This window comes from Flavobacterium sp. ALD4, assembly GCF_002836475.1.
Classification (GTDB): domain Bacteria; phylum Bacteroidota; class Bacteroidia; order Flavobacteriales; family Flavobacteriaceae; genus Flavobacterium.
Genome location: NZ_PJBJ01000022.1, coordinates 116,927 through 133,075, shown reverse-complemented (window position 1 = coordinate 133,075; position 16,149 = coordinate 116,927). Strand labels below are relative to the sequence as shown.

The 16,149-nt window shown below is 36.4% G+C and carries 16 protein-coding genes; 10 read left to right on the top strand and 6 right to left on the bottom strand.

The window, feature by feature from the left end; genetic code table 11:
• Positions 1-28: 28 nt before the first annotated feature.
• Positions 29-2,509: a zinc-dependent metalloprotease gene (locus CXF59_RS00730; RefSeq protein ID WP_101135815.1), complete on the bottom strand. Its 2,481-nt coding sequence runs from the start codon at positions 2,507-2,509 to the stop codon at positions 29-31.
• Between the two features lie 334 nt (positions 2,510-2,843).
• Here CXF59_RS00730 and CXF59_RS00725 point away from each other — a divergent pair, with 334 nt between their 5' ends.
• On the top strand, positions 2,844-3,353 hold the full coding sequence (locus tag CXF59_RS00725; protein WP_101135814.1) for a GNAT family N-acetyltransferase: 510 nt from the start codon (positions 2,844-2,846) through the stop codon (positions 3,351-3,353).
• Positions 3,354-3,718: 365 nt separating this feature from the next.
• Positions 3,719-4,330, top strand: coding sequence for an alpha-ketoglutarate-dependent dioxygenase AlkB (locus CXF59_RS00715; protein WP_101135813.1), 612 nt, complete (start codon positions 3,719-3,721; stop codon positions 4,328-4,330).
• Positions 4,331-4,718: 388 nt separating this feature from the next.
• On the opposite strand, the gene CXF59_RS00710 is transcribed toward CXF59_RS00715, so the two are convergent.
• Together CXF59_RS00710 and CXF59_RS00705 are read right to left on the bottom strand one after the other, a co-directional pair.
• Positions 4,719-5,762 (bottom strand): RluA family pseudouridine synthase, encoded by a 1,044-nt coding sequence (locus CXF59_RS00710; protein ID WP_101135812.1) that lies wholly within the window; start codon positions 5,760-5,762, stop codon positions 4,719-4,721.
• Positions 5,752-6,369 carry a PASTA domain-containing protein gene (locus CXF59_RS00705; RefSeq protein ID WP_101135811.1) on the bottom strand — a complete coding sequence of 206 codons (618 nt, stop codon included), beginning with the start codon at positions 6,367-6,369 and terminating at the stop codon, positions 5,752-5,754. The genes CXF59_RS00710 and CXF59_RS00705 overlap by 11 nt, the downstream gene beginning before the upstream one ends.
• Positions 6,370-6,764: 395 nt before the next feature.
• Between CXF59_RS00705 and CXF59_RS00700 the strand changes: the two genes are divergently transcribed.
• The 4 genes from CXF59_RS00700 to CXF59_RS00685 all read left to right on the top strand — a co-directional run bounded on the left by CXF59_RS00700 (position 6,765) and on the right by CXF59_RS00685 (position 9,740).
• Positions 6,765-7,733, top strand: coding sequence for a D-alanine--D-alanine ligase (locus tag CXF59_RS00700; RefSeq protein WP_101135810.1), 969 nt, complete (start codon positions 6,765-6,767; stop codon positions 7,731-7,733).
• A gap of 40 nt (positions 7,734-7,773) precedes the next feature.
• Positions 7,774-8,382, top strand: coding sequence for a hypothetical protein (locus CXF59_RS00695; RefSeq protein ID WP_101135809.1), 609 nt, complete (start codon positions 7,774-7,776; stop codon positions 8,380-8,382).
• Positions 8,383-8,444: 62 nt separating this feature from the next.
• Positions 8,445-8,900 (top strand): pantetheine-phosphate adenylyltransferase, encoded by a 456-nt coding sequence (coaD, locus tag CXF59_RS00690; protein WP_101135808.1) that lies wholly within the window; start codon positions 8,445-8,447, stop codon positions 8,898-8,900.
• 261 nt (positions 8,901-9,161) lie between these two features.
• Complete coding sequence (locus CXF59_RS00685; protein WP_101135807.1) at positions 9,162-9,740, top strand: alkylphosphonate utilization protein; 579 nt, start codon at positions 9,162-9,164, stop codon at positions 9,738-9,740.
• A gap of 230 nt (positions 9,741-9,970) precedes the next feature.
• On the opposite strand, the gene CXF59_RS00680 is transcribed toward CXF59_RS00685, so the two are convergent.
• Positions 9,971-11,317 carry a DEAD/DEAH box helicase gene (locus CXF59_RS00680; protein ID WP_101135806.1) on the bottom strand — a complete coding sequence of 449 codons (1,347 nt, stop codon included), beginning with the start codon at positions 11,315-11,317 and terminating at the stop codon, positions 9,971-9,973.
• Between the two features lie 137 nt (positions 11,318-11,454).
• Between CXF59_RS00680 and CXF59_RS00675 the strand changes: the two genes are divergently transcribed.
• Positions 11,455-13,182, top strand: coding sequence for a M14 family metallopeptidase (locus CXF59_RS00675; protein ID WP_101135805.1), 1,728 nt, complete (start codon positions 11,455-11,457; stop codon positions 13,180-13,182).
• A gap of 14 nt (positions 13,183-13,196) precedes the next feature.
• Here CXF59_RS00675 and CXF59_RS00670 read toward each other — a convergent pair whose 3' ends face one another.
• Positions 13,197-13,799 carry an NUDIX hydrolase gene (locus CXF59_RS00670; protein WP_101135804.1) on the bottom strand — a complete coding sequence of 201 codons (603 nt, stop codon included), beginning with the start codon at positions 13,797-13,799 and terminating at the stop codon, positions 13,197-13,199.
• Positions 13,800-13,806: 7 nt separating this feature from the next.
• On the opposite strand from CXF59_RS00670, the gene pyrE reads away from it, so the two are divergent.
• Together pyrE and CXF59_RS00660 are read left to right on the top strand one after the other, a co-directional pair.
• Complete coding sequence (pyrE, locus tag CXF59_RS00665; protein ID WP_101135803.1) at positions 13,807-14,451, top strand: orotate phosphoribosyltransferase; 645 nt, start codon at positions 13,807-13,809, stop codon at positions 14,449-14,451.
• A gap of 17 nt (positions 14,452-14,468) precedes the next feature.
• A complete protein-coding gene (locus tag CXF59_RS00660; RefSeq protein ID WP_101135802.1) occupies positions 14,469-14,861 on the top strand; it encodes an orotate phosphoribosyltransferase in 393 nt (130 codons plus the stop codon).
• Positions 14,862-14,948: 87 nt separating this feature from the next.
• Here CXF59_RS00660 and CXF59_RS00655 read toward each other — a convergent pair whose 3' ends face one another.
• Positions 14,949-15,677, bottom strand: a complete 729-nt coding sequence (locus CXF59_RS00655) for a biotin--[acetyl-CoA-carboxylase] ligase (protein WP_101135801.1) — start codon at positions 15,675-15,677, stop codon at positions 14,949-14,951.
• 95 nt (positions 15,678-15,772) lie between these two features.
• Here CXF59_RS00655 and rsfS point away from each other — a divergent pair, with 95 nt between their 5' ends.
• Complete coding sequence (gene rsfS, locus CXF59_RS00650) at positions 15,773-16,144, top strand: ribosome silencing factor (protein ID WP_101135800.1); 372 nt, start codon at positions 15,773-15,775, stop codon at positions 16,142-16,144.
• Positions 16,145-16,149 lie beyond the last annotated feature (5 nt).

The following is a 16,149-nucleotide window of genomic DNA, read 5'->3' as shown; positions in this document are numbered from 1 at the left end:
CGGACTTTTTCATGGGTATTATTTACTTTTATTTGGGATCTAAAATCAAAGCGATTCGTTCAATACAGTCTGCATAATGGTATTTCGTCTCTACGTCTACAGCTCTGCTTTTTGATATTGCCAAAGCCGTTTTTAAGGTTGTCAACTCTCCTCTTACTAAAGCTCTCACATCAGATTGCGCCACATTGTAGTAATCAGCTGAACGAGTTGATTTGATTTCTTCTTTCATTAGGTACTCCATCCTTACAATATAGGCGCGCTGTAAATTTCTGCGATAGATAGATACGGTTGTTGCTGTATTAGCTTCTTTCCATATCCCTTTTCGCATATCACGTAATAAGTTCAAAGCAGTATAGTTAGTAGTTCCTAAAATTTCAGCATCAATTAAGCGACCTATCCGATCAAAACTCAATACATCATCCAAATGTCTCACCTGTAACTTTCTAAAACGTTCTGTATAACCGGAGTAATCGGTGTTTTTTAAAGTTTTTAAATTAACCAGCCACGTAGGCGAAGCAAAAGCGTTAGTTTGCAACCACTGCATGGCTTCTTGTTGCTGTGCTTTGGGAACAACATTATAAACAACTCCATTTTGATTGGGCTTTTTAATATCTTCAAACACACCACCCACATTCGTCACAACATGCCCTATATAACGGCTCCATACACTCAAAAGCTCATCATACAATTCACTTAAATCCTCATAATTATTAGTTACATCACTGGTCCACTCGGATAAATGTGCTGCCACATATTCTAAGTTTTTAAGTCCGTAGCTACTGGCTTTCATTGAGCTATTACCTATGTCTTCCGTTTGTGAAGTTGGATCAAAACTACTACTTTGCTTACCAAACTTATACATTGGATCTCCCGCTTTTTCCAGAATCCACTTGTCTAAAGTAGGAACTTCTGCTTCCGGAGTAACTAAGTTTGGAATTACACGGTAGCCCCAATTCACCGCATAATGATCGTAAGGACCCATCTGGCGAATAAACCGAACTCCTTTGTCTCCTGGTTGTGCTATATAATTAAAACGGGCATAATCCATCAAACTAGCCGCTATTCCATTTTTTTGGGTAAAAGCGGCGTTTCTATAACTCTCCGTCTCATAGGCGCAACTCGCTCCCATATTATGTGGAAAACCAAGCGCATGTCCTACCTCATGAGCTATAACAAAACGCATCATCTCTCCCATTTCCTCATCGCTTGTATTTAATGTTCGTGCGGAAGGGTTAGCCGCACCCGTTTCTAATAAATAGCGATTTCGATACGAACGTAAGTGATTGTGGTACCAAATAATATCACTCTCAATAATTTCTCCTGTTCGGGGGTCAGAGACACTCGGACCAACCGCATTACGTGTCGTACTGGCTACGTAGCGTATTACCGAATACCGTATATCCTCTGGACTAAAATCGGGATCTTCTTCTTTCGTTGGTGGGTCTTTCGCAATAATAGCGTTTTTAAAACCTGCAGTTTCAAATGGCTTTTGCCATTCTTCTATACCTTGCTTGATGTATTTACGAAGTTTTTCTGGTGTAGCTGGGTCAATGTAATAAACGATAGGCTTTATTGGTTCAACCAGTTCTCCTTTGGCATAAGCCACAGCATCTTTTGGCTCTAAACGCCATCTGCGGATATAGGTTTTTTTATCTGATTTTAATTCATTGCTACCATAATCATATTGACTCACAGTAAACCAGCCTACTCTTGGATCAGCAAGACGCGGCTCCATCATTTTTTCAGGTAGTAAAATCATCGATTGGTTCATTTGGATACTAATAGTTTCCGTATCTTGTAGAACAGGCGGCTTAGTCGCATTATAAGTAAAATCCTGAATAACCTCAATATTCATTGGGAAACTTTTCATCCCCGTGATAAAACTGCGAGAATCATCCATGCCCTTTACCTTATAGGTCTCTCTCATACCGGCTGATAATCCACTGATAGCCTTAATATCACTTCCGTAAAATTTAGATACATCTATCACCGTATTGGCTGAATCTTTACTGAAAGCAGCAATATCAAAAGCGAACAAAGTTGGCTCATAATTGTTGTTTTTCACAGAGATACTGATAGGCAAACTGTCATTTGCTACAGCATTATAAGATTTCAATTTAATTAGAATTTTATCTTGAAAACGCTGCCAAACTACTAATTGTTCATTTGTCTCTGAACCAGCATTGACATAACCACCACCCAAATTAGAAGGTAGTTTAGACAGTCTGCTGACCAGCAGCATATCCTTGTCCAATAACTTATTAGGGATTTCAAAATAATATTTTTTATCTACTTTATGTACCGTGAACAAACCAGTGTCAGAGATGGCATCTTTTGTAATTATCTTATCATAAGGTTTAATGGCAACTTCAGGTTTTTTTTCTGGAGACGCAACCACTTCTGTTTTTTTATTCTTTTTCTTATCTAGATGCCACTTTTTTTGTGCTATTACTGAGCTTGGCACAAATACAAAAGCTGCCAGCGTGCTTAAAATGAATAATTTCTTCATTTATTGGTTTTTAATGATTAATTAGTCTCAAAAATAAGTTTACACCTACATATAATCATTCGTATAACCACTTTTAACTTATAATTAACTATTGTACAACAACAGGACTTTCGCATTCAAAAACAAGTGCAAGACGTGGGTAAAACTTATTTCATATATTACTACTTGCTTCAAAAAAGCAATATGCAAAGTTTCAGATTTTATAATGTTAAAACACTTCCGATATTTGTGATACAAAATGCAATGACTCACAAGAAACTATCGATTACAATCGCATTGTAGTAGTTAAGGAAATCATTAGTTGGCCAGATCACAAAAAAATAAAATTTAGAATATGAAAATAGAAAACTCAGTTGCTACGGATGTCGATGAAATATTTAGACTGTACGCCATCGCTTCGGCATACCAAAAAACAAAAAAAGTAGTGGTTTGGCCCGACTTTGAACGCCAATTAGTCCAGACAGAACTAAGCGAAAACAGACAATGGAAACTCCTGATCGACGACAAAATTGCCTGTGTATGGGCCATAACATTTGACGATGCTGAAATTTGGGAAGAACGCGACTGCGATGATGCCATCTACATCCATCGTATAGCCACAAACCCCTATTTTAGAGGTCATAATTTTGTTGGAACTATAGTAGACTGGGCAAAAGAATATGCCCGAAGCATCGATAAAGATTATATTCGTTTAGACACCTTGGGCAAGAATGTAAAACTTATTGAACATTACACGAATGCCGGCTTTGATTTCCTGGGACTATTCGATTTAAAATCTACTGCGGGATTGCCTCTGCATTATCAAACAACTAAAGGTTGTTGCCTATTTGAAATAAAATTGTAAAAGGAGTTGGGAATGCCCCTGCGACAAATAAGGAGCTCCCAATAGCGATCGGGATTTTTCAATCTCTCTTGTCTCGTCTAGTTTTAAACGAGACAAGACAAGAGAGATTCCCACTACAACTCCTCACGCAAAACAAAAACAATAATAGCACACAAACAAATAACAACCGCCAAACTAAAGTCCAAAATCAAGCGAAAGCAAATTGTCTTGGCAGGAAATGGTAAACTCAAAATTTATAGAACGCTACATTGCAAATCAGAGAAGCAAATGAAAAAAGAAAATTGAGTATTTTTTAGCGCTGAGACACAAGCAATTCAAAACAATTTCCGACCTTGTGGTCATTGCAAGAAAACAGCATACAACCAATGGATTTATTCAGCACCGGATTAGACGAGAACCAAAACCTGTTGCCCAAAGACGGAACCGTATTTTATTACGGGCATATGATGCCCCTGCAAGAAGCCAACTTTTACCTAGAGAATTTATTGGAAACCATTGATTGGAAAAACGATGAGGCCGTCATTTTTGGTAAACTCATCATCACCAAAAGAAAGGTCGCTTGGTATGGGGATACTACTTTTAATTATACCTACTCTAAAAGAACTAAGCAAGCCTTAATCTGGACTCCCGAATTGCTGGCGCTAAAAACCCTGGTGGAGGAAAAAACTGGAGAAACCTATAATTCTTGTCTGCTGAATTTATATCACACAGGTACCGAAGGAATGGGCTGGCACAGTGATGCCGAGAAAAACTTAAAAAAAAATGGAGCCATCGCCTCCGTAAGTTTTGGTGCCGAACGAAAATTTACCTTCAAACACAAAGACAGCAAGGAAACGGTATCACAGAACTTATGTCACGGCAGCTTGTTAGTCATGAAAGAAGAAACCCAAACTCACTGGCAGCATCGCTTACCACCCACTACACGCATTACTACTCCTAGAGTAAATCTTACTTTCCGAACAATTGAAATACTATAGACTTCTTTTCTATTTTAAGAATAATTGAGCAATATCACTAAGAGCGGGTGTTGTATTTTGATTTCACAATACTATAATTTAGAGATAAGCTAAAAAAAATAATGCCTCATTTTATCTTGCGGTAAAAATCCAATTTAAAAAATGAAATTAGAAATATTTTAGACAAACCTGGCTCTTTAGAAAAAAAATATTTTATCCAGATTATCGATAATATTATTTCCAAAAACCGAGTACTATTAAAGAACCAGGAAAATAACCTAATTCACTCCAACTCGTGGAGTCGCTACTTCCCGTAAACCAAAGTACAAATAAGAAATCCCTCTCGATTGTTATCAAGAGGGATTTTCATTTAGATGGATATCTTAGACAGTGCTATACTGCGATAAGTCTATTTCTCGCCTTCTTCCGTTAAATTGGTTTTAGAGTAACCTCTCCATTTTTCAATACAATCCTGAAAATCCTGAGGCAGCTCTGTATCAAAACGCATCATCTCACCCGTTGTAGGATGAACAAATCCAAGTGTTTTGGCATGTAGGGCCTGTCTTGGCAATATTTTAAAACAATTGTCTATAAACTGTTTGTACTTAGTAAACGTAGTTCCTTTCAAAATCAAATGACCGCCATAACGCTCGTCATTAAACAAAGTGTGACCAATGTGCTTTAAATGAACACGAATTTGATGCGTTCTTCCCGTTTCCAGTTGGCACGAGATCAACGTCACATAACCAAAACGTTCCAATACCTTGTAGTGCGTAACTGCTGGCTTCCCTATTTCAGGATCGGCAAAAACAGCCATTTGCATGCGGTCTTTTACGTGACGGGCCACATTACCTTCAATTGTTCCTGCATCGGCAACTACATTACCCCACACAAGCGCCACATACTCCCTTTCGGAAGTTTTAGCTTCAAATTGTTTTGCTAGGTGTGACATCGCAGCTTCCGTTTTGGCAATCACCAATAATCCTGAGGTGTCTTTGTCAATTCGATGCACCAGTCCCGGTCGCTCGCTACTGTTCATTGGCAAGTTATCAAAATGATACGCCAAGGCATGAACTAAAGTTCCAGTGTAGTTTCCGTGTCCTGGATGAACAACCATTCCTGGCTTTTTGTTAATCAACAACAAGGTGTCATCTTCATAAACAATATCCAATGGAATATTCTCCGGCACAATATGATTTTCAAAGGGAGGATGCGTTAGCATCACACGCACTACATCAAAAGCTTTTACTTTGTAATTCGACTTTACTGTAGAGTCGTTCACAAAAATATTCCCTTCCGTAGCAGCTATTTGAATTTTGTTACGGGTTGCATTTTGAATCAGACCCATCAAATATTTGTCGATTCGCAAAGGCGCTTGACCTTTAGGTACTTCAAATTTAAAGTGTTCGTATAATTCTTCTTCTAAGTCAACTGACTCTACATTATTGTTCATTTGGCATTTCTTCTGTTGGATTAGCAATACTATCCGTTCCTATCTCTTCTTCATAACTCATTTTACCGTCACCTAAAACCAAATCGATTTTAGAGGATTTCAAGACTTTATCCCCCGGTTTTATGTTTCTTCCTTTGTAACGCATTTCCAGCACCATGTCTTTTCCAAGGTTCGGCACATACGTAATCGTTCCCTCTTCTAAGCCCAATGTTTTTAAAGTAGGGACTGCTTCACGATAGGTTTTTCCAATTAAATCCGGAACTTTCACTGACGAAAATCCGGAACTGTTAATTTTGATATAGACCTTTCTTCCCACTTTCACTTTTTCGCCTGGCAAAGGATCCTGCTGTACAACAGAAAACTTGGGAAAATCACTCTTATAATTTACACTATCCAGCAATACATAATCAAGATCTAATTCATCCAGTTTCTCCTCGACTTGCTCCTCCGTTAATTTGCTCAAATTAGGAACCGTGATTTCATTTCCATGATCAGTCGTAAAGGTCAACCAATGCATAAAAAAAAATCCCAGTACAGCAATAATCAAAACGGCTAAAAATACTTGAACAAGAAATACACGGCTGATAAGATACTTAGGTAAACTCATAAATTTATTTTTATAATACGGCAAAGATATACCTTATTCGTTTCAAAAAAAATGATAATTTTGTTTAATAGTATTTAACGTCTGTCTTTAGAGAAAGTGAAAAAACATTTCTATTTTTGAACCAGTAAAAAATTAAGATTAGTACCCCCTCATTTTTATGAAAGGGGAATTAGTTCAAAGAAAAAGTTAATTTTATATCGCAGACATGAATTAGTAGCTATTTCTCGCTTCCGAAGCATCGGGACGCTATATCTTTTACTGAGGTCGTTAAAAACGAGAACAAGAAAAGGAATTCGCTATTATCGGGACTAAATACCATTGGTTGTCAAAACAAGAAACCCTAAATATGAGTTTAAATATAAAACTTTAAACCTCAAAACCTTAAACAAAATAGAATGAAAAACATTGCCATTATCATGGGTGGTTATTCCAGCGAGTATAAAATATCACTGATTAGCGGGAATCTCGTACACCACTATCTGGATAAAACGAAATACAACGGATTTTGCGTCCATATATTAAAAGAAAAATGGGTCTACGTGGACGATAATGAAATCGAATTCCCAATAGATAAAAATGATTTTTCGGTGACCGTTGACGGCAATAAAATCAATTTTGATTGTGTTTTTAACGCGATACACGGAACTCCGGGTGAAGACGGGCTCATGCAAGCCTTTCTTGAATTGCTAGAAATTCCACAAACCTCATGTGATTATTACCAAGCGGCGCTCACGTTCAACAAAAGAGACTTCCTCTCGGTATTAAAACCATACGGAATAAAAAGCGCAGTTTCCTATTACTTGAACAAAGGCGACAAAATCTACACAGACGAAATAGTGAAAAAAGTGGGATTACCTTGTTTTGTGAAACCCAATAAAGCAGGTTCCAGTTTTGGAATTTCAAAAGTAAAAACCGAAGCCGAGTTGCCCCTTGCCATAGAAGTAGCCTATGTGGAAGATAACGAAATCATCATAGAAAGCTTCCTTGACGGTACTGAAGTTTCAGTGGGCGTAATCAACTATAAAGGAATAACAACCGTTTTGCCCATCACTGAAATTGTTTCAGAAAATGAATTCTTTGACTATGAAGCTAAATATCTCGGAAAATCCCAAGAAATCACACCGGCACGAATTTCTGATGAAATGACGGAGAAAGTGGGCGCTATAGCGAAGCGCGCTTATGAGTTACTAAGGATCAAAGGCTTCTCGAGAACGGAGTTTATTATTGTAGAGGACGAGCCCTTCATGCTAGAGATGAATACTGTACCCGGTCTGACATCAGAAAGTCTACTTCCGCAACAATCGTTAGCAGCAGGAATTTCACTAGAAGATTTGTTTACGAATGCTATAGAATTGGCATTATAATCAAGAAACATTGTCTTAATTAGTAATTAATACTTGACTTATGCTACTAAATATAGGTCGTAACGTAAAAAAAATACAAACGGGAACTATTGAAAATTCATTGTGCCCAAATTGTAATTTTAAAAACGGATTAAAATTCTCAATATACGGGGGCTTTGTAAATGTTATCATCATACCAACTGCTCCAATTAAACGAACAATTATAGTAGAGTGCGACAATTGCAAAAAGATATATAAATTAATAGAATTACCTTATGAAATTAAAAACATCTTCCAGAAACAATATAAAAAGAGTCCTGTAAAAACTCCCGTATGGCAATTTTCAGGTTCCTTTTTATTAGCAGCTTTAATGTCAGTTGCCATTTATACTGGAATTCGAGCTGAAAAAGCTGAAAAAACATACATACAAAATCCTTTTACTGGTGATATTTATCGAATAAATAACGATGGACACTTTTCTACTTTAAAAGTTAAATCAGTCATTAGAGACAGTGTTAATATCTACCTTAATGATATGGAAACGAGCAGTGGAACAGGAATTAACGAAATAGATATTGATGAAAATTACAAGAGAACACAGTTTTTCTCAAAAGAAAACCTGAAAGAATTATTTGATAAAAGAATAATCTATCAAATAGACCGCGATTAACAATTTCTATTTTTTTTATATTAATACTAAGTAAAGAATCTAAATTTTAAAATCTTAAACAAATGAGAAAAGCCATATTTCCAGGATCGTTTGACCCCATAACACTAGGACATGAAGACATTATAAAAAGAGGGGTTTCCCTTTTTGACGAAATAGTGATTGCAATAGGTGTTAATGCCGAAAAGAAATACATGTTTTCCTTGGAAGACAGAAAGCGCTTTGTCGAGGAAACATTCAAAGATGAGCCAAAAGTTACGGTGATCACCTATGAAGGTCTGACGATTGATTTATGTCATAGAATCAAAGCCGATTTTATTCTGCGTGGTTTGCGTAATCCTGCCGATTTTGAATTCGAAAAAGCCATTGCACACACGAACAGGCATCTGTCCAAAATAGAAACGGTATTTTTGTTGACTGCGGCACGTACTTCGTACATTAGTTCCAGCATCGTACGGGACGTACTCCGAAACGGCGGTGAATACCAAATGCTAGTCCCTAAAGCGGTGAGAGTTAAATAGTTTTCGGTATTCAGATTGCACTAGTCAGTGTGTTACCAATTCAGTTTTGAGTATTCAGCATGTAGCGAAAGGGCTGTTCTCTAAAGAAAATGAAATACCTTTTATTACAACATAAAAATCTATGCCCCGAAGCTTCGGGACTATGTGTTTAAGAAAAAAGTATTCTATACTTTCTCAACGAGCACAAAACCAATAAAAATAACAAACTTGCGAAAAGTACGTAATAATCTTATTTTCGCCACATCATAACAAATTTCAACAATGAGCATAGAAAGAGAATTAAACAAAAGAAGCGGATCGAAATGTGAACTTTGTGCAGCAACTGAAAACCTAAAAATATATGAAGTACTACCGACCAAAAAAGGTGGATTAAACGAAAGTATTCTGGCTTGCAGTACCTGTATAGACCAAATTGAAACTCCGGGTAACGAAGATCTAAACCATTGGAGATGTTTAAACGACAGCATGTGGAGCGAGCATACTGCAGTACAAGTAGTGTCTTGGAGAATGTTGAGCCGTTTACGTTCTGCTGGTTGGCCTCAAGAATTAATCGACCAAATGTATTTAGACGAAGACACTTTAGCCTGGGCTCAAGCAACGGGTGAAGGGGAAGAAGATGAAAATAAGGTGATCCACAGAGACAGCAACGGAGTTATTTTAGCAGTAGGTGACTCAGTAGTTTTGATCAAGGATTTGAAAGTAAAAGGTTCGAGTATGGTTGCAAAACAGGGAACTGCAGTGCGTAACATCAGACTGGATCATGACAATGCCGAGTTCATTGAAGGTAAAGTGGACGGACAAACTATCGTAATCATTACACAATACGTGAAGAAATTATAGTTTGCAGTGTCTCAATTCACAGTGTTTGAACTGGAAAAGCATTCAGTCTCGGTTTACAGTATTAGAGAGATAAAAGCATAAGAAAAACGTTAGCAATACATTTTCTGCTAACGTTTTTTTATTTAATATTTTTAAAAACTCAAATCGAGTATTTTCAATTCAAAGCCATTAAGGACTTACTAATGAATACTTCAACAAAAAACTGAACACTGTTTACTGATCGCTAAATACTAAGACTCCTCTTCTTTCTTAATCACTTTTCTAGCTACTTCGATTTTAAACTTTTTGCCCTTCATTTTTTCATCCTGGATGTTATGAAGCAGGTCTTTTACTTTATTAAATTTTACTGCCGCAAAAGAAATAAAATCTTTTACTTCAATTAAACCTAAATCTCCTTTTTCCAGTTTTCCCTTCTGAGAAAAGAAACCTACGATATCAATTTTATTCAATTTATTTTTCTTTCCGCCACTTATGTAAATGGTTTGAAACTCCGGAGGTTTAGGCAATGAAGCACTTTCCGATTTAAAAACTTCCATTCCGTAATTAATGTAATCCATTTTTTTCTCACTCTCATGAGCGATGACATAGGCCGTTCCTGTAGCTAGCATACGGGCAGTTCTACCGTTTCTATGCGTGAATTCATCCTCTTTTGAAGGTAGATGATAGTGGATAACATGATTCATTTCGGGAATATCAAGACCACGGGCCGCTAAATCAGTAGTAATCAAATAACTCACACTTCCGTTTCTAAATTGGATTAAAGCTCGTTCTCTCTCGTCCTGATCCATTCCGCCATGATAATAGGTGGAATAGATCCCTTTTTCATTTAAAGTGTCACTGATGCGTTCTGCAGCATCTCTATGATTGCAAAAAACGATTGCCGATTGCGATTTCAACGAGCAAATAAGGTTAAACAAACTTCCAATCTTATCCTTTTCCTTGGAAACAACCAATTTTGTGGAAAGATTAGTTTCTTCTTCATTTTCTGGAATAAAGTCCAAAATCGTCGGATTTACTACTCTGGTGTATCTTGGAATCTCAATATCTGAAGTTGCCGAAACTAAAACGCGTTTGTTCAATTTGGTTAATTTACCAATGATGAATGACATTTGCTCATGGAAACCAAGTTGCAATGATTTGTCAAATTCATCCAAAATCAACGTTTGAATTTTATCTACTCTAAAAGTCCCCCTATCAATATGATCTGCAATACGTCCGGGAGTTCCTATTAAAACAGCCGGCGGATTGCTTAAGTTCTTGATTTCGGTGTCGATGGAGTGACCACCATAACATACATTTACTTTATAGTCGGTACCCATTTTCTTCCAAACTTGTTCAATTTGCAGTCCTAACTCCCTAGAAGGAACCAGAATTAAACATTGAACCGAAAGAATTTCGGGTTGTAACATCTCTAATATAGGCAATAAAAAAGCCAAGGTTTTCCCTGAACCTGTAGGTGAAAGCAACAAAACGTTATTATCATTTAATATTGTTTCTTGCGCAGCTTCCTGCATTTCATTTAGGTTTTCGATACCTAAATTCAAAAGGATATTATTGGAATGGTGTCTCTTATTCATTTTGCAAAAGTACTTAAAAAAAGTGGTCAGTGGTCAGTTATTACTATTCAGGTCACATTTTCATTTTAATAAATTGCATCATAAAAATTACCGTGAAAAAAATATTACATTTGACTTATACCCTAAAAAAACTAAATATGAGATTCTTTACCGTTGCGTTCCTACTATTTTCATTGGCAAATTTCGCGCAAAAAGATACTAAGTACAGTACTTTTTTTGAAAAAGGAAACGGAAATCAATCGGCGTCTTACCCAGAAACCATCGACTATTACACCCTTCTGGCAAATGACTTTTCCTCCATAAAAATGCTCAAAATGGGCGCTACTGACAGTGGCGAACCACTACATCTCGTGATTTTTAATCCAGAAAAACAATTTAATCTTGCCGAAATTCAAAAAAATAAAGCCGTCTTATTAATTAATAATGGCATTCATGCCGGAGAGCCAGATGGGATTGATGCGACGATGCAATTATTCCGTGATTTGGCTTTAGGGAAAATTAAAATTCCAAAGAATACGATTGTATCGACCATTCCGGTTTATAATATCGGAGGGGCGCTGAATAGAAATTCGACTACAAGAGCGAATCAGGACGGACCCGAAATTTATGGTTTTCGAGGCAATGGTCGAAATTATGACTTAAATCGGGATTTTATTAAATCGGACACGCGAAACACCAAAAGCTTTGCAGAACTCTTTCATAAATTGAACCCCGATGTTTTTATAGACAACCATGTAAGCAATGGAGCAGATTATCAATACAAACTTACCTATATCATGACACAACAGAACCAATTAGGAACCGTTTTAGGTACCTATCTAGATACTGAAATAATGCCTTCAATCATTCTTGATTTACAGAAAAAAAATATTGAAACCACCCCCTATGTAAATGCTTTCAGCGAAACACCGGACAATGGCTTTATGCAATTTTTTGACAGTCCCAGATATTCGACAGGCTACACCTCCCTATTTAATACCATAGGTTTTGTTGTTGAAACACACATGCTGAAAAAATATACAGATCGAGTAAAAGCAACCTACGAGTACATGCGTTCCACAATTGATTTTATGGATGCGAATTACACACAAATCAAACAAATGCGCCTGCAAAACGAAAAACAATATGCGCCTAAAAATTCCTATTCTATCAAATGGGAAATTGACACTGTAAAAGTCTCCAAATTTTCATTTTTGGGCTTTGAAGCTGGTCATAAAAAAAGTGAAGTTACTACCGGTAATCGTTTGTTTTATGACCGATCCAAACCATTCAAAAAAGACATTCCCTATCTAAAAGAATACAAATCAGTAAAAGAAATCACCATACCCACAGCTTATATTATTCCACAGGCATTTTGGAATGTTATCGATTTATTAAAAAGTAATAAAATTGCTTTTACGCAGTTAGAAAAAGACACTTTAATTGAAGTACAAGGATATAAAATTACCGATTATAAAACTTCAAACACGCCCTATGAAGGGCACTATATTCATAGAGACACTAAAATAGTGGCTAAAACAGAAAGGGTGGCTTTCGCCAAAGGAGATTATGTTATCGCTACACAACAAAAAGGCGTAAAATATCTAATGGAAACATTAGAACCCGAAGGAATAGATTCTTTTTTCAATTGGAATTTTTTCGATACCATGTTACAGCAAAAAGAAGGCTACTCTGACTATGCCTTTGAGGATACTGCAGCTCAGATATTAAAAGACAACCCGAAACTTAAAGAAGCTTTGGAACAGAAAAAAATAGCGGACCCTGTCTTTGCTAAAAGTCCCGAAGCTCAATTAGACTGGGTTTACAAACACTCAGTCTACTATGAAAAAGCGCATTTGCAATATCCACTCTACCGCATGTTATAAATAAAAAAAAACTCCTATTCAGGGAGTTTTTCTTCTTCAAACAATAATTTGATGTTTTCGTATGAATTTTTTAAAGCTTCCGGAATTTCCTCGGGCTTCAGCCACGCCACTTTTTCAATGCCTTCTTCTAACTGACCCTTGGGCGTACCCTCAAAATCAGATTCCATTTCAAACCAATGGGTAATTTTAAGCTTGTATTTCCCGTTGCGTTTGAAAACATGATATGTTTTTTGGAGCTTTTTTGTAACACGCAATTGATCTACTCCCGTTTCTTCTTCCACTTCACGCATCGCAGTCTCCTCAATTTCCTCACCTTTTTCGATTCCACCCTTAGGCAAATCCCATTTTCCGTTCCTGAAAATGAATAAAACCTCGCCATTTTTATTATGGACAAAGCCTCCTCCTGCTTTACAAACGCGAATTTTAGCTTTCAAAGTCTTCATGATTTCCTTTTCATCAGGATGATAGAGGTAAGCTTTTTGAATTTTATTTTGAAAAATTTTCACGATAAGTTGCTCAATATCTATACTTTCCAGCAAGAACAATTGAAAATCTGTTTCTTTTGAAATTTTATTTGTCAAAAAAAGTGGTTTGTCGTTAACAAAAACTTTATACATTTGTAATATGATTTTTAATAAAGATACTGCCGAAAAAACAGCCGAACTACTTTTGCAAATAAATGCAATTAAATTGAATCCAGGAAATCCTTTTACATGGGCTTCTGGATGGAAATCACCTATTTATTGTGATAACAGGCTAATACTCTCATTTCCAACGATACGAAATTATGTACGAGATGAGTTTTCTAAACACATTGAGAATAAATTTGGAAAACCAGATGTTATTGCCGGTGTTGCCACTGGAGCAATAGGAATTGGCATCCTAGTTGCCGAAAGTTTAGGAGTACCCTTTGTATATGTTAGACCAGAAGCTAAAAAACACGGGCGTCAAAACCAGGTGGAGGGTTTCTTGCAAAAAGGACAAAGTGTAGTTGTTGTTGAAGATTTAATCAGTACCGGAAACAGTAGTTTGATGGCTGTTGAAGCTTTGCGCACTGCTGGTGCAAATATAAAAGGGATGGCCGCTATATTTACTTACGGGTTTGATGTAGCCGAACAAAACTTTAAAAACGCCAATATCGATTTGTACACTTTAAGTAACTATCAAAACTTGTTGAATTTGGCTGTTGCCAAAAATTACATTAGTGAAAAAGAAGAACAAACCTTGAGAGAATGGAGTGTGAATCCTTCGACTTGGGATATAAAATAAAAAAACAAATTTAAAATATGAACTTAGAAAGTCCAAAAGTTACCGTTCAAAAATCAGCACAAGAATTATTCGATTTATTGACAGATGTGAAAAGTTTTGAAAAATTAATGCCAGATAACATTGCTAAGTTTGAAGTAATCGGTGAGGACGCTTTTATTTTTGGATTAAAAGGCATGCCGGAAATTAAATTAAAAATGAAAGAAAAAGTAGCACCTACAAAAGTAGTACTTGGGGCTGCAAGCGACAAACTACCTTTCACTTTAGTAGCAAACATTGATACTATTTCAGACAATTCCAGTGCCGTACAACTTGATTTCGAAGGGGAATTCAACCCTATGATGGCCATGATGATTAAAGGACCTATTGGTAAATTTATCGAAGCCCTAGCCACAAATATGACTAGGTTATAAACGCTGACCTTATCCTATCATTAAAGCCTTTTAGTACAAACTAAAAGGCTTTCTTTTTTATACCCAGTAAAAATCTACGAACGGTTATTAATATAGCATTTGAATTTCTTTGATGCTGTATTCAGAAACACTTTTATCCTCTAAAAGCACCCGAAGCTTTCCGTGCGAAGAGACGCCCTGAATAATACCCATGAACTTTTTATCAAAATTGTCTTTAAAAGGCATCGGAATTCCTTTTTTGAAAAGTTTTTCGGTATATTCTAACCACAAAGACGCTGGTTGTTGCTGTACTAAATCAATATTCTGTTTCATTTTGTCAATAATCGAATGAAGCAGTTGCTCCTTATCAAATTGAGCTCCGCAAATCACCGCTAATGAAGACGCTTTAGGTAAATTCTCAAAATTTAATTGATTAATATTTAGCCCTAGACCCACGACAGAAGAAACAGTACCGTCACTTTTGAGACTGTTTTCAATCAAAATGCCACCTATTTTAAAATTATATGACATAATGTCGTTTGGCCATTTAATGCTTAATTTAGGAATATTATAGGTTTCTAAAGCGGCAACAACGGCCACCGCAATGGCGATATTAAAGTTATAAATCTGCTTTACGCTTAACAACGGATCCTTTATAAAAACACTCACTATTAGATTCTTACCCTCCTCAGCGTCCCACACGGAGCCCATCTGTCCTTTTCCTTTAGTTTGTTTTTCAGCAATTACAACGGTAAAGTTATCGAGTTCCTGCTTATGTGACAACCCCTTGAGAAACTCATTTGTTGAATCTATGGCACCGAGTTTGATTAGTTTCATAAGTAATTATTTCTCCAACGGAATTTAATATTATGTTAAGGGCCAAAAATAATCACAAAAAATGGTAACTTTACAAACTTATATAAAAATAATTCATGGCAAAAAAGACTATAAATAATGATGACCTTCTGGCAAGCATTATTAAGGGAATCGAAGAAGTAAAAGGAAATGACATAAATATTCTCGACTTAAGAGATATTGACACCGCAGTTTGCGACTATTTTGTTATCTGCAACGGAAATTCAAACACACAAGTTAACGCGATCGTTAACTCCATTCAAAAAACTGTTTCAAAAGAATTAAAAGATAAGCCTTGGCATGTTGAGGGTTCCGACAATGCGGAATGGGTGCTTATGGACTATGTTAATGTGGTAGTTCATGTTTTCCAAACACAAATACGCGAATATTACAATATCGAAAGTTTGTGGGGAGACGCAAAAATCACTGCAATAGCAAACAAATACTAAAAAAA

Bases quoted from the DNA above. Each gene is read 5' to 3' on its own strand.
- CXF59_RS00730 (WP_101135815.1), bottom strand. From the start codon at position 2,509: ATGAAGAAATTATTCATTTTAAGCACGCTGGCAGCTTTTGTATTTGTG.
- CXF59_RS00725 (WP_101135814.1), top strand. From the start codon at position 2,844: ATGAAAATAGAAAACTCAGTTGCTACGGATGTCGATGAAATATTTAGA.
- CXF59_RS00715 (WP_101135813.1), top strand. From the start codon at position 3,719: ATGGATTTATTCAGCACCGGATTAGACGAGAACCAAAACCTGTTGCCC.
- CXF59_RS00710 (WP_101135812.1), bottom strand. From the start codon at position 5,762: ATGAACAATAATGTAGAGTCAGTTGACTTAGAAGAAGAATTATACGAA.
- CXF59_RS00705 (WP_101135811.1), bottom strand. From the start codon at position 6,369: ATGAGTTTACCTAAGTATCTTATCAGCCGTGTATTTCTTGTTCAAGTA.
- CXF59_RS00700 (WP_101135810.1), top strand. From the start codon at position 6,765: ATGAAAAACATTGCCATTATCATGGGTGGTTATTCCAGCGAGTATAAA.
- CXF59_RS00695 (WP_101135809.1), top strand. From the start codon at position 7,774: ATGCTACTAAATATAGGTCGTAACGTAAAAAAAATACAAACGGGAACT.
- coaD (WP_101135808.1), top strand. From the start codon at position 8,445: ATGAGAAAAGCCATATTTCCAGGATCGTTTGACCCCATAACACTAGGA.
- CXF59_RS00685 (WP_101135807.1), top strand. From the start codon at position 9,162: ATGAGCATAGAAAGAGAATTAAACAAAAGAAGCGGATCGAAATGTGAA.
- CXF59_RS00680 (WP_101135806.1), bottom strand. From the start codon at position 11,317: ATGAATAAGAGACACCATTCCAATAATATCCTTTTGAATTTAGGTATC.
- CXF59_RS00675 (WP_101135805.1), top strand. From the start codon at position 11,455: ATGAGATTCTTTACCGTTGCGTTCCTACTATTTTCATTGGCAAATTTC.
- CXF59_RS00670 (WP_101135804.1), bottom strand. From the start codon at position 13,799: ATGTATAAAGTTTTTGTTAACGACAAACCACTTTTTTTGACAAATAAA.
- pyrE (WP_101135803.1), top strand. From the start codon at position 13,807: ATGATTTTTAATAAAGATACTGCCGAAAAAACAGCCGAACTACTTTTG.
- CXF59_RS00660 (WP_101135802.1), top strand. From the start codon at position 14,469: ATGAACTTAGAAAGTCCAAAAGTTACCGTTCAAAAATCAGCACAAGAA.
- CXF59_RS00655 (WP_101135801.1), bottom strand. From the start codon at position 15,677: ATGAAACTAATCAAACTCGGTGCCATAGATTCAACAAATGAGTTTCTC.
- rsfS (WP_101135800.1), top strand. From the start codon at position 15,773: ATGGCAAAAAAGACTATAAATAATGATGACCTTCTGGCAAGCATTATT.